9 protein-coding genes and 1 riboswitch are annotated in these 14,231 nt (G+C 40.4%); of the genes, 2 read left to right on the plus strand and 7 right to left on the minus strand.

Annotated features, from left to right (window positions below; translation table 11 throughout):
* Nucleotides 1-45: 45 nt before the first annotated feature.
* A complete protein-coding gene (gene lptD, locus JEP40_RS09255; RefSeq protein WP_198623325.1) occupies nucleotides 46-2,421 on the minus strand; it encodes an LPS assembly protein LptD in 2,376 nt (791 codons plus the stop codon).
* 430 nt (nucleotides 2,422-2,851) lie between these two features.
* On the opposite strand from lptD, the gene djlA reads away from it, so the two are divergent.
* The gene (gene djlA / locus JEP40_RS09260) at nucleotides 2,852-3,652 is read left to right on the plus strand and encodes a co-chaperone DjlA (RefSeq protein WP_198623326.1); all 801 of its coding nucleotides are present in this window, start codon (nucleotides 2,852-2,854) and stop codon (nucleotides 3,650-3,652) included.
* Nucleotides 3,653-3,895: 243 nt separating this feature from the next.
* On the opposite strand, the gene rluA is transcribed toward djlA, so the two are convergent.
* From rluA to thiB, 6 genes are all read right to left on the minus strand, one after another.
* Entirely contained in the window at nucleotides 3,896-4,549 is a 654-nt protein-coding gene (rluA, locus tag JEP40_RS09265) for a bifunctional tRNA pseudouridine(32) synthase/23S rRNA pseudouridine(746) synthase RluA (RefSeq protein ID WP_198623327.1), read from the minus strand.
* Nucleotides 4,550-4,603: 54 nt separating this feature from the next.
* Complete coding sequence (gene rapA / locus JEP40_RS09270; protein ID WP_198623328.1) at nucleotides 4,604-7,507, minus strand: RNA polymerase-associated protein RapA; 2,904 nt, start codon at nucleotides 7,505-7,507, stop codon at nucleotides 4,604-4,606.
* Between the two features lie 184 nt (nucleotides 7,508-7,691).
* The gene (locus JEP40_RS09275; RefSeq protein ID WP_198623329.1) at nucleotides 7,692-10,046 is read right to left on the minus strand and encodes a DNA polymerase II; all 2,355 of its coding nucleotides are present in this window, start codon (nucleotides 10,044-10,046) and stop codon (nucleotides 7,692-7,694) included.
* An 89-nt stretch (nucleotides 10,047-10,135) separates the two neighbouring features.
* On the minus strand, nucleotides 10,136-10,837 hold the full coding sequence (gene thiQ / locus JEP40_RS09280; protein WP_198623330.1) for a thiamine ABC transporter ATP-binding protein ThiQ: 702 nt from the start codon (nucleotides 10,835-10,837) through the stop codon (nucleotides 10,136-10,138).
* On the minus strand, nucleotides 10,830-12,410 hold the full coding sequence (gene thiP / locus JEP40_RS09285; RefSeq protein WP_198623331.1) for a thiamine/thiamine pyrophosphate ABC transporter permease ThiP: 1,581 nt from the start codon (nucleotides 12,408-12,410) through the stop codon (nucleotides 10,830-10,832). The genes thiQ and thiP overlap by 8 nt, the downstream gene beginning before the upstream one ends.
* Nucleotides 12,410-13,423, minus strand: a complete 1,014-nt coding sequence (gene thiB / locus JEP40_RS09290) for a thiamine ABC transporter substrate binding subunit (protein WP_198623332.1) — start codon at nucleotides 13,421-13,423, stop codon at nucleotides 12,410-12,412. Before thiB ends, thiP begins: the two co-directional genes overlap by 1 nt.
* Before the next feature lie 65 nt (nucleotides 13,424-13,488).
* Nucleotides 13,489-13,580: riboswitch (TPP riboswitch) on the minus strand.
* A gap of 112 nt (nucleotides 13,581-13,692) precedes the next feature.
* Between thiB and rppH the strand changes: the two genes are divergently transcribed.
* Nucleotides 13,693-14,223, plus strand: a complete 531-nt coding sequence (gene rppH / locus JEP40_RS09295; RefSeq protein WP_109409091.1) for an RNA pyrophosphohydrolase — start codon at nucleotides 13,693-13,695, stop codon at nucleotides 14,221-14,223.
* The last annotated feature ends 8 nt before the right edge of the window (nucleotides 14,224-14,231 follow it).

The following is a 14,231-nucleotide window of genomic DNA, read 5'->3' on the forward strand; positions in this document are numbered from 1 at the left end:
TGCGGGATGACATATTTATTCAGCCAATTCCGTAGTCTGATTAAATCAGAATGCTCTTTGATAAGGTAAGATACCGCGTTCAAGCATTTTCTGGCTACCCAGACTATGATTGTTACTTAGGCCTCTGAGTTCCACATTGATTGACCATTTATTATCAATATCGCTGTGGTCAACTTTCCAGCCAACAATTTTTCGTTCATAACCGACGTTCACAGCCCAGCAACAGGTGTTATATTGTACACCAACCATTTGGCTAACAGGTTCGGATTCTTTGGTATCAAAGTAATAAGCACCCACAAGACCCCAGCGTTCCGCTAATGGCCAGCTGCCTACAACACCCACTTGCGAAATACCTTTTTGGTATTCGGGAAGAGGATTCATTTTTCCATCATAAGGGCGAACACGTGTAGCTTGGATATAATCACGATCAACATAACGATAACTCAACTGTAGAAGATGATCGCTATCGGCGCGATATTCCATAATCGCATCACCCATTGATACGCTACCTAAACGACGGTCATATTGTAAACCACCACGCATACCCACGGTATCAGTGATCCGCCAGTAGGCATCACCTGCCCATACCATTGAACCCGTTTCATTCTTGCTATTAATGATTTCATTACCAGTAGAAGATGGTCCTGTTCTTGGGCGCTCAAAGAAGTAGATTTGACCTACAGAAACGTTAAAACGTTCAACCAATTCGCTATCATAAAAACGTGATGTCACACCGGTTGTTAATTGGTTTGCTGACGCAATACGGTCTAGACCACCATACATTCTATCGCGGAAAAGTCCGCCATAGTTTGACTGTAATAATGCGGAATCAAAGTTATTAATGTTAGATTGATCTTTATAAGGAACATAAAGGTATTGCACCCGAGGCTCAAGGGTCTGTGTAATATCGTTAGTTTGATATTGACGTTCAAAAACCACTTTCATATCAGATTTAAACTGTGGTAATACACGATTAACACTGTCATCTAATTTTTGATTATTGGGTTTGGCTTTATAACCATCTGGAATGTCCTGATCGTAATGAGTAGCCATCACTTTCAGTTCATTATTAAAGCTAGCCCAACCTGTAGATGCAGGGAGTGAAATCGTTGGCTCAATATGGAAACGATTTGCTTCGGGTGTATTCTCCCCCACACTGGTAAAACGAACAAACTGAGCATAAGTTCGGAAATCAAATAGCCCGATATCATTCTTATAATAATTCAGATCAAGCTGTGGCTCTGCTCGATAAGCTCTTGCATCTTTATTATCAGAGAAAATTTGGAATTGCTTTGTTGTTAAGGTGGCATTCCAATTTTGTTGTGCATAACCCGTACTAAATTTCTGAGTTGCATAACCATCAGTGGTATTACCGTATTGCGAGGTAAAATCAGTGAAGTATTTATTGTCACTGACTTTGGTGTAATCGATATTAAATCGCCACACATTGTTCATGACACCACTGTGACCCCAGTAGAATAACCAACGTGTGGCGGTATCACGAGGAAGATAGCCTGCTTTATTTTCTTCTTTGTCTTTATTGTATTGGCTATCGTGATTAATCCAATCTACAGCGATGGTACCGCGTCCCGGCGTTGTTAAATACCGGAATTCGTTATCTAATTTTAAACCACGACGGCTGATATAGTTAGTTGTAATAGTGGCATCATAATTAGGGGCGATATTCCAATAGTAAGGGAGTTGGAAATCAAATCCTGAACTACGAGAATAGCTTCCGTTTGGAATTAAGAAACCGGAGCGACGTTTATCACCGATAGGTAATTGAAGGTAAGGGCTATAGAAAATAGGAACATTAGCGACGCGAAAGCGTGCATTCCAAATTTCAGCAACTTGTTCTTCACGGTCTAAAATAACCTCAGAGCCGACAACGCTCCAGCTATCATCGCCAGGTAAACAAGAGGTGAACATCCCTTTATCCATAATGGTATAGCGGTTCTCGCCACGCATTTGCATCTTATCGGCATAACCACGGCCTTGGCGACCAACCATCTGGTAATCACCTTGTTCAATATCTGTATCTTTATTATTAAGATTAGACCAAGCACGAGGGCCTTTTAAGATGATTTGAGGATCATCATAAGAGACATTTCCTGTCGCTGTCACCATTCTTAATGGTGTTTCACCCTCGGTTTGTGTCAGTTCAACACTGTCTGCACTTAAGGTCTGGTTCCCCTGTTTAATATCAACATCACCTTTATATTTGATCATGCGAGGATATTCACCTTGCATATCATTTGCCGTGATAGTGACAGGCAAGTTATTAGGATCGCCCTGTACCAATGGTTTGTTATAAACAGGAACTCCCAGTAAACATTGGGAGGCAAGATCAGCATAAGCAGGCTGACCGTATATTGTGGCCCAAACTAAGGTGGCCAGCAGTGTGGGATAACTTTTTTTCATAAGTATTTATGTGCTTCCGTCATCAGTGGCTTCATGCTGATAAACAGCCAGAAACTAACGCAGGGAGTTATGCGACACCAGCCCAACGTTCTGAACATTGTTCTAACGGTAACCGAAAAATAGGTATAAACCTCATTTTTTCGATGTTTCTGTGTTGAAATAGGGTTATAGCCTTATTAGAGACAAAAAAACACCGCGCTGATGCGGTATTTCGTGCGGTCTAATAACGCTAAAATTATTCGTTTGGTCACTCATTTTACTTTAACACAATTTAAACGAAAACAGCATTACCTCTGTCCAAAGAGAAACAGTAAATCTCTTCATTTTAAGAAAAAGTCTATTTAGACGTCGCTTGGTGTTAGGTGTGCAAGCAAATGAATAGTATGATAATGCAAAATCGCAGGCAGAGCATTGAAGATTTGAGGAGTCTATGCGCTATTGGGGAAAATTATTAGGCCTTATCATCGGTAGTTTTGCGGGGGTAGGCTTCTGGGGTATTGTTATTGGTGTTTTTCTTGGACACCTCTATGACATGCAACGAGGTAAATTAGGAAGTGGTGGACGCTATACTCGTGATAGGCAAGCTTTTTTCTTTGCTGCAACTTTTCAAGTTTTAGGACACTTAACAAAATCAAAAGGGCGAGTTACTCAAACGGATATCTCACTTGCAAGTGAATTGATGAATAGGATGAATTTGCACGGAGTAGGGCGTCAAGCAGCTCAGCAAGCATTCAGAGAAGGTAAATCACCCGATTTCCCCTTAAGAGCTACCTTGCAACGTGTTCGACAAATTTGTGCTGGCCGTCGTGACTTACTTCAGATGTTTCTGGAAATTCAGTTACAAGCTGCTTTTGCTGATGGTCAATTGCATCCAAATGAAAGAAAAATGTTGTTTATCATTATTGATGAGCTGGGTTTTTCGCGTGCGCATTTCGAACATATATTAGCAATGATGCAGGCTGGTCAAAATTTCCATTATCAAAATAGACAAGGATATCAGTCTCAACCTCAAGGCCCGACACTCTCTGACGCATGTAAGGTACTCGGTGTTAATGAGAACGATGATGTTAAAACCATAAAAAGAGCTTATAGAAAATTAATGGGAGAACATCATCCAGATAAACTTGTAGCGAAAGGTTTGCCACCAGAAATGATGGAAATTGCAAAACAAAAAGCACAGTCTATACAAGTTGCTTACGACTTGATTAAAAAAGAAAAAGGATTTCGTTAACATCTTGTAAAAGAAGATGAGAAAAGAGAGAATTATTTCGTGATAGAGGTAACTTAGGTTGAGTTGAGTTTATTATTTATCACGGTAAAATATAAGTGAAATTTAATTATTTCATTCTCTCTTCTCTTAAAAAAGGAACTATATCCATGTCAAACGTCCGTGTTCTTGTTGGGGTTATGGGATTAGCGCTCTGTCTGCTCCTTGCTTCATTGAGTTCAGTGACTGTTTTAGTGTCATAAGACATTAAAAATCGGCAAGGCATTCAAAATGAATCGGGGATCGAAAAGCAGGATGCGTAATAAATAATTCCTGAGCATGTAACTGCAGGCGAGGTGCCATTGCTCTTGCCTGCGGATGTGCATAAAAGCGATCCCCTAATATAGGATGCCCCAACGCTAACATATGTACCCGCAATTGATGTGAACGCCCTGTAATTGGCGAGAGTTTTACCCTTGTCGCATTCTCTTCATATTCCAACACCTCATAAAAAGTTTGCGCTGCTTTTCCTGTATCATGACAGACTTTTTGTTTTGGTCGATTTGGCCAATCACAAATTAAAGGTAAATCAACTAATCCTTCTTCTTTTTCGACATGTCCCCATACGCGAGCAATATAAGTTTTCTTCGGTTCACGTTCACGAAATTGACGTTTTAGCTCACGCTCAGCTTCTTTATTGAGTGCAACAACAATGACGCCACTGGTTGCCATATCTAAACGATGCACACATTCGGCATTAGGAAAATCAGCTTTAATACGAGACATAATACTGTCGTTATGCTCCGGTGCTTTACCCGGCACAGACAGTAATCCACTGGGTTTATTGACGGCAATAATATGCTCATCTTGATATAGAACATGTAACCAAGGATCAGTCGGGGGGTTATAAACTTCCATCATGGTGGATATCTCATCAAAATAACGAGGAGCAAAATACTCCCCGCTTTAATGTAATTATTGGTGGGTAACAACAATTAAACGTATTGAATCTAAACGCCAATTTGCTTCATCTAAATGATTAAGAATATGGGTACGCTCATTTTCAATCGCTTCAACTTCATCATCACGAATATTTGGATTTACTGCGCGTAAAGCCTCTAAGCGTGATAATTCATGTGTTAATACGCGATCAGCCTCTTCTTTCGCTTTTTGAATAAGTCCTTTCGCTTCAACTTCCATTAACGGTTCAGAGGCTTTGAGTACATGGTGTACTTCGCTTTGTACTGCGTTGACCAGTTTGCTAGAGGTATGACGGTTAACCGCATTTAATTGGCGGTTAAAACTTTCAAACTCAACTTGAGAGGCAAGGTTATTACCTTTTAGATCAAGTAATAAGCGAACTGGTGTTGCTGGTAAAAAACGACTTAAGTGAAGATGTTTAGGCGCTTGTGCTTCTACGACATAAATCAGTTCAACTAATAGCGTTCCTACTGGTAATGCTTTATTTTTTAATAAAGACACGGCACAGCTACCGGTATCCCCTGATAGGATCAAATCTAGACCATTACGGATGATAGGGTGTTCCCAGCTAATAAATTGGGTATCTTCACGAGATAGCGCTTGCTCTCTATCAAATGTGATAGTGCAACCGTCTTGTGGTAATCCTGGGAAATCAGGCACTAACATATGATCAGACGGCGTTAAAATAATTAAGCTATCACTGCGATCTTCTTGATTGATACCAACGATATCAAATAAATTCAATGCAAAGTTAACTAATTCAGGATCATTATCTTGAGCCGCAATTTCACCCGCCAATTCAACGCCCACTTCACCACCATTAGAGTGCATTTCTAATAGACGATCACGGCCTTGCTCAAGTTTAAGTTTCATTTCATCATGCTGTTTACGACAGGCCACAATAAACTCGTCAAAGTCAGCTAATTCATTGGGTTGAGCAAGATAATTAATTAACTCATTATATTTACTATCGTAAATAGTACGGCCAGTTGGGCAAGTATGTTCAAATGCGTCTAATCCTTCATGGTACCAACGCAACAGTACAGATTGAGCTGTACCTTCCAGATAAGGAATGCTGATATCAATGTCACGATTTTGGCCAATACGATCAAGACGACCAATACGTTGTTCTAATAAATCAGGGTTAAAGGGGAGATCAAACATGACCAATTGATTTGCAAACTGGAAGTTACGTCCTTCAGAGCCGATTTCAGAACATAATAGAACCTGTGCGCCTTCTTCTTCGGATGCAAAATAAGCCGCAGCACGATCGCGTTCAAGTAAAGACATTCCTTCATGGAAGACTGCCGCACGAATAGCTTCACGTTCGCGTAAAACTTGCTCTAATTGCAATGCAGTTGCTGCTTGCGCACAAATAACCAGCACTTTTTCATTGCGATTTGCAGTTAAGTATCCGAGCAACCATTCAACACGAGGATCAAAGTTCCACCATGTTGCGTTTTCACCTTCGAATTCTTGGTAAATACGTTCTGGATAGAGCATCTCTTTAGCTCGAACTTCGAGGCTCTTTTTCGCTGCCATAATTTCGGCAACTTTAATCGCTGTTTGATATTGTGTTGGCAGAGGCATTTTAATCGCATGAAGTAAGCGATTAGGGAAACCTTTTACACCAGAGCGCGTATTACGGAATAACAGACGACCCGTTCCGTGTCTGTCCATTAACATATGGATAAGTTCTTGGCGAGATTTAGTGCGTTCTTCACCTTGGGTATTTGCTGCTTTCAGTAATGGCTCAACATCTTGCTCACTGATCATTTCGCTGATGATATTTTGTTGTTCCGTATTTATATCATCTTCTGATAGCAAAATAGTGACAGCATCGGCAACAGGGCGGTATTTTTGTTGTTCATTGATAAATTCGTTGTAGTCATGGAAACGGCTTGGATCAAGCAGACGTAAACGGGCAAAGTGGCTTTCTTGGCCTAACTGCTCAGGTGTTGCAGTTAATAGTAATACTGAAGGAATAGATTCAGCTAATTCTTCAATTACTTGATATTCACGGCTTGGCGCGTCTTCACTCCATACAAGATGATGAGCTTCATCGACAACCAACATATCCCACGTTGCTTCAACGAGATGTTCAAAACGTTGCTTATTTTTACGCACAAAATCTAAAGAGCAGATGATCATCTGTTCTGTTTCAAATGGGTTATCACTATCTAATAAGGATTCGCTATAACGGCTATCATCAAACAGTGAAAAGCGCAGATTGAAACGGCGTAACATTTCAACTAACCACTGATGTTGTAAGCTTTCAGGCACGATAATTAACACACGCTCAGCCCGACCATCCATTAATTGTTGGTGGATAATCATACCGGCTTCAATGGTTTTACCCAGACCCACTTCATCAGCTAATAAAACGCGAGGGTTATGACGTTTACCCACTTCATTGGCGATGTAAAGCTGATGAGGGATCAGGCTTGCACGAATGCCACGTAAACCGCTTTGTGCTTGTTTAAATTGTTCGCTTAAGAATTTACGTGCGCGATAGCGTAAGGCAAAGCGATCCATACGATCGATTTGGCCTGCAAAAAGGCGATCTTGTGGTTTATTAAAAGTGAGTTTGTTATCTAAGAATACTTCACGTAATTGTGCAGGCTCTTCGGTGTCTAAACGTACACCTTGATAGATAAGAAGGCCATTATCTTCTACAACGTTATCGATGGCGAGTTTCCAGCCTTCGTGACTGGTGACGGTATCTCCCGCATTAAACATCACCCGCGTTATTGGGGCATCATGACGGGAGTAAAGGCGGTTTTCGCCACAGGCAGGAAAAAGTAAGGTCACCATGCGGGCATCAACTGCCACAACAGTACCTAGTCCAAGCTCGCTTTCAGTATCGCTAATCCAACGTTGACCAAGAGTAAAAGGCATATATATAAACTCAGCTCTCAAATATATAATTTAGGAATTATTAATGAATGCAGTATTGCGGTGTTGTCATTAAAATTTGTGGGATAAAAAGTGTCTGTTCTTGAAACAAGAAAAGTTAATTATCACCAAAGGGGCGTTATGTTAATAGATGCAAAGCAAACCGTCACCTGCAAAATGACACATCTTAAAATGTGAGCGTCATTTGTCCATTTAACAAGGTTGAAAAATCATCTTGTATAAAAGGCAGGATGGCATCTGCAATTGGCATTAACTGCTTATTGATATAGTGTTCGTAATCAGGTGCAGCGGTAATGTGCTCTAATGGTTCAGGTCCCAAGAGGGTAATTATATAACTAATCCAACCGCCTTGCTGATATTGTTGAGGTCTATTTTTGGATAAATTATATTCGTCAGCTTTACGTGCTGCTTTAACATGAGGGGGAACGTGGTGCTGATATTCTGATAATTTTCGACGTAACCGTTTACGATACACTAATCTATCATCATATTTTCCCGCAAGCGTATCCGCGACATAATCACGAATAAACTGTTGGTAAGGTTGTTGATGAAAAATACGAGTATAAAGCTCTTGTTGAAATTTCTGAGCAAGGGGTGTCCAATCTGTTCTGACTGTCTCTAATCCTTTAAACACCATCTTATCATTGCTTAATCCCGCATAACGTTTTTTACTACCGGTTTCCATACCCCGAACAGTTGGCATTAAAAAACGACGATAATGTGTTTCATACTCCAGCTCTAATTTACAATCAAGTTGATAGGTTTCAGAAAGGTGTGTTTTCCACCATTGGTTAACGTCTTGTACTAATTGATGCCCAATTTGTTGTGCTTGTTGCTCAGTATGTGGTGATTTAAGCCAAACAAAAGTAGAGTCCGTATCACCATAAATAACTTGATAACCTTTAGCTTCAATTAATGCTCGAGTTCTTTTCATAATTTCATGACCACGTAAGGTAATTGACGACGCCAGACGAGGATCAAAAAAGCGACATCCTACTGAGCCCAAAACACCATAAAAAGCATTCATAATAATTTTGAGTGCTTGAGAGAGTGGGGCATTTTTATGTAATTTCGCGTTATCTCTTTCGTGCCAAATTTGCGACACAATAGCGGGTAAACAGTGCTTCTCCCGTGAAAACCATGCTTGGCGAAAACCAGGGATAGCCAGTTTTTCATCAGGTTGATGTGTTCCCTCAATCATTCCAACAGGATCAATTAAAAAAGTACGAATAATTGAGGGGTAAAGGCTTTTATAATCGAGCACAACGACCGAATCATATAAACCGGGAGCAGAATCCATAACAAAGCCACCGGGGCTATGTTCTTCAGGTTTTTCACCTTGATTAGGTGCGACATACCCAATGCGATGCATAGAAGGGAGATAAAGATGTGTAAACGCAGCTACAGAGCCTCCACTTCTATCAACAGAAAGCCCCGTGACACAAGCTCTTTCTAATAAAAATGCCATAAGAGATGTAGCATCAAAAATGCGGTTTACTAAAACACAATCTTGCCAGTTATAGTAGGCTAATGCAGGCTTATCTTCTTTAAAACGCCGATTAATTTCATCCATTCTGGCATAAGGAGTATCAATGGCTTTACCTTCCCCCAACAGTGTTTGTGCGACTGATTCTAGGCTAAATGAGGGAAAATTCCATGTGGCCATTTTCAGCGCTTCAATACCATCAATAATTAAACGACCCTGTGCAGAGGCAAAAAAATGTCCTTTTTTAAATCCATGCTCTCGCCACTCTAATGGATTATTTTGGCGACCTAGTAATAAGCTCACGCCATAACGTTGAGCATGGGTATGTAAAATACGTAAATCGAATTGAATTAAATTCCAGCCAATAATGGCGTCAGGATCGTAATGTTGTATCCATTCATTAAGTTTTTCAATTAAACGTAATCGACTACTGACATAACATAATCGGTAACCTTTGGATTGCTGACGTTCATTCTCGGCAGGTAAATTATCAGTCAGCATAAACACAACATTATCGCCACAACCCGCAAGTCCAATAGAGTAAAGTTCACCAAATTCACTGGTTTCAATATCTAAAGATACCGTTCGCAATGTAGGACGATAATCAGGCGCAGGTTTTAGTGTCACGGTATTGTTTTGTTGATAACGAAACCAAATTGGTGCAGTGATAAAACGCTCCATCATATAACGTTCATGAGGACGTATATCGGCCTCATAAAGACGTATGTGGTGCTCTTTAAGTTGCTGTTCTAGTTGAACGAGTTGTCGGTATTGTTTGCAGTAGACGCCAAAAACAGGTTGCCTTTCAAAGTCTTTTAAATCGAGAGGGCGAATTTCTATATCAGGGTTTTTATTCACCAGTGAACGCAAAACGGTTTCATGTTGACGAGCAACAAAGCCAATAGCCTGTTGCAAAGGAACAGTGACTTTACGAGGGCCATTTTCTGTCGCCAACCAATAGGAGACGACAATACCTTTTGGGGTGTCGCTCCAATGGCGAGTAAGAATAAAGCCTTGTTCAGTATGGTCAACCATGGGCACCTAATACACACAAAAAAATTCGCTAAAGATGTGTTTATTATAGTCAAAATAGTGGTTATTTATACAGTTAATTTAAGGCGCATTTAATTAAAGGGAATGCCTAAAATAAGTGATTGATCCACTTCACCATTTATCAAAGATTGTGTATTACCATCATACACAATTGTTCCGTTATCAATCACAATTGCTCTTGAGGCAATCTTGATTGCATCTTCTAAGCTATGTGAAACCATCAGTAAGGTCAGTTTTTTTTCTTCACAAAGTTGTTCCAGTAAAGCTAACATTTCAATACGTAAAGCGGGATCGAGTGCAGAAAAAGGTTCATCGAGCAATAAAATAGGTTGTTCGCGCACAAGGCAACGTGCAATGGCAACACGTTGGCGTTGACCACCTGATAATTGTGAAGGTAAACGGTCAAGATAGTCATTTAAAGAAACTTGCTTGGCTCGGTTTTCTAACAGTATTTTTTGTGTATCCGTGAGTTTTAAACCAGGATCTAATCCCAAGCCAATATTTTGCCTAACTGTTAAATGAGGGAATAAATTATTATCTTGAAATAACATAGAGATAGGACGTTTTGCGGGGGCGGTTTTAGTGTGATCATGACCATTAAGAAAAAGAGTTCCTTTTTCAGACGGTAAAAATCCAGCAATTAAACTGAGTAAGGTACTTTTCCCCGCACCACTTGGGCCTAATACGGCGATACGTTCACCGGTGTTTACGACTAAGTTAAACACAAGGTGTTGGTGTTCATAGGTATAAGTAAGGTGCTCTAATTTAATCATGAGATTTTCCTGCCAATCGTTCTATTAGGCTAAAAAGAGAGAAACAAAGTAGCAATAAGATCATGGCGGTAACAGCACCATCTTGTGTGTGATAAGCCCCAATTTGCTGATAAAGATAGAAGGGAAGTGTTCTAAATGTTTCATTACCAAATAGAGCAACGATACCAAAATCACCAATAGAAATAACACAAGCAAAAGCAAGTGCTTGTGAAATCGGTTTTTTTAATGCTCGTAACTCTATCCAACGAAGTCGATTGATACCCTGAATATTAAGAGATTGACATAAAAGGCCATAACGTGAAGCAATATCATTCATTGGATTTTCGAGCACTTTTAAGGCATAGGGGATGGCAATTAATGCGTTGGTTAAAATCACTAATATATACGGCGATTCAGGGAGTCCAGTTGTATTGTTTAATAACAAGAAAAAGCCTGTTGCTAACACAATGCCCGGCATCGCCAGAATAATCAACCCACTCATTTCCATAGCCTGTCCAGACTTTTTAAAGTGACGTAGGCGAAGTTCTCGGCTACTCCATAGCAACATCATCGTTAATACAACGCAAACAATACCTGCACCGATCGCAATAATGAGAGACGTTGTAAAAGCACGCCAAAGTATAGGTTGTTGTATCACTCGTATTAATTCGCTGTTAAGACCATCGGTTATCACCGCTAAAATAGGGGGTACTAAAAAGAGGATCGCAAGCGTAATAATCAGAGTATCTGTTATTTTACTAAAGAGAGGATCATAGGGATCACGCCAATACTGTTTTTGGCTATTTCCGACAAAGAGTGTTCCTTTGAGTTTTTGACTAATTAGCACCAAACCTAAACAGCAAAAGAGTTGAATAAGGGCTAAAAGAGCAGCCCTATGTAAATCGTAGTCATAGCTTAATGCTTGATAAATCGCGAGCTCGACAGTTGTTGCCGCAGGGCCTCCACCTAACGCCAGTACAGTGGCAAAGCTTGCAAAACAGAGCATGAAAATCAGTGATGCGGTGGGAAGTATCTGGCGCCATAAATAGGGAAACTCAAGAAAGCGAAAACGTTGCCAGCCATTCATACCTAATTGTGAGGCTAATTGGCGTTGTTCTGGTGAGATACTTTCGAGAGATTGTAATAGCATTCGGGTTGCTAATGGCATATTGAAAAAAACGTGTGCCAATAAAATGCCTTGTAAACCATAAGGAGTAAATTGGTAATTAATCCCTAGCCATTCACAAATTTGAGCAATCCAACCTACTCTTCCATAAACCGTTAAAATACCAAAAAGTGCCACTAAAACCGGTAAAACCAGGCTCATAGCACATAAACGTAAGAAAAGTGTTCTGCCTTTAAATTGGCGTCGATAAAGTGCTTTAGCGAGCCAAATGGCAGGTAATATTGAAAATAAGGCAGATAAAAAGGCTTGCCAGAAAGTAAAGCGCACGACATGCCATAAATAGTCATCAGCAAAAATAGAGGATAATTCGCCACTCGGCGCATTAAACCATAATGCACCAAATGACAATAATGCCACAATAAGCAGTAAACCCGAGGCACATAGCCCCGGGATAAGCCATCTTTTCATTAGCGACTAACCGCAGATTGCCAATTGCGCGTCCATGTTTGGCGCTCTTTAGCGACAACATCTGCATCAAATTGCAATGACTTTTCTGGTTTAGGCATCAAAGAATAGACGTCAGGTAATGGCATATCTATTACGGGATACATCCAATTGGTGGTAGGAATAGTTTCTTGGAAAGCTGGAGTTAGCATAAATTGCATAAATTGCTGAGCTAATTCAGGTTGTTTGCTCGATTTGAGTTTTGCTGCAACCTCGACTTGTAAATAGTGCCCGTCAGAGAAAATAGCTGCTGCATAGTTATCTTTTTTATCCGCTAAAATGTGATAACCCGGCGATGAGGTATAACTTAGTACAAAATCACCTTCACCTTTTAAGAATAAGCCATAAGACTCACTCCAACCTTTTGTTACAGTAAGGGTTTTCTCAGATAATTTCTTCCATTGAGAGGCGGTGTTTTCAGGATAAAGTGATTGCATCCATAGCATTAAGCCTAAGCCCGGTGTGCTGGTACGAGGATCTTGATACAGTATTTTCCACTTTTCTTGGCTATTTAGTAGCTCATCCATACTTTTGGGAGGATGAGCAATACGGTTTTTATCATAAATAAACGCAAAGTAGCCGTAGTCATAAGGTACAAAGGTATCGTCAGTCCATTTTTCAGGTAAGACGAGTTTTGATGTATCGATATTACTTGGCGCAAAAAGCCCAGTTTCTTTGGCTGCATGGATCAGATTGTTATCCAAACCTAAAATGATGTCAGCTTTACTCTTCTCACCTTCCATACGTAAGCGATTAAGCAAAGAAACACCATCAGAAAGGGCAACAAGCTTTAATTCACAATCACACTGTTGTTCAAATGCTTTTTTTATGGCAGGTCCAGGGCCCCAATCTGCGGTAAAGGAATCATAAGTATATACAGTGAGTGTCGGTTTTTGGGTGTCAGCTTGCGCTGAAAATGTGCTTATTACACCCAGTGTGCCCAGTAGTAAAGTAAAGCAAAGCGATTTAGTTAACACATTTAGTTCCTCAGTAAAAAGTCAGGAAGGATCTGAGGAGTGAGGACAGCAAATCATTAAATATTGCATTATCCTGACTCAAATCCCTACGCCAGTATTAGCTGGATCAGGTTCCACGGGTTTTTCTCAGCCTAAATAGGCACCCCGTTGAGACTTTCCCATTGTAGATAAATCCACGCGTTGTGCAAAGTCTGTTGATAGAGGTTTACCGTCTGTGAGTAGTATGAAACAATGAGTTATCTTTCAAATTTGGTTATTGAGGTAGTCTAGTGATCGATGATGATGGCTACCGCCCGAATGTAGGGATTGTAATTTGTAATCGGCAAGGGCAAGTGCTTTGGGCTCGTCGCTATGGGCAACATTCATGGCAGTTTCCTCAAGGAGGAATTAACCCTGGAGAATCGCCAGAGCAGGCAATGTACCGAGAGTTGTTCGAAGAAGTTGGGTTAAGTCGCAAGGATGTCAAAATTCTTGCCTCCACACGTAACTGGTTACGTTACAAGTTGCCTAAGCGTTTGGTGCGTTGGGACACAAAACCTGTTTGTATTGGACAAAAACAGCGTTGGTTCCTTTTGCAGTTAACAAGTAATGATAAGGACATTAACGTTCAACAAAGCAAAACGCCAGAATTTGATGGCTGGCGTTGGGTGAGCTATTGGTATCCCGTTCGACAAGTCGTCTCTTTTAAACGCGATGTTTATCGTCGTGTAATGAAAGAATTCGCACCAGTAGTCATGCCATTGCAAGAACAAATGTCTTTACCTCGTCCATCGTATGGATATCGGCGTAAAAGGTATTAGATAACACT

The sequence above is a fragment of the Proteus vulgaris genome (assembly GCF_016239305.1).
Classification (GTDB): domain Bacteria; phylum Pseudomonadota; class Gammaproteobacteria; order Enterobacterales; family Enterobacteriaceae; genus Proteus; species Proteus vulgaris_C.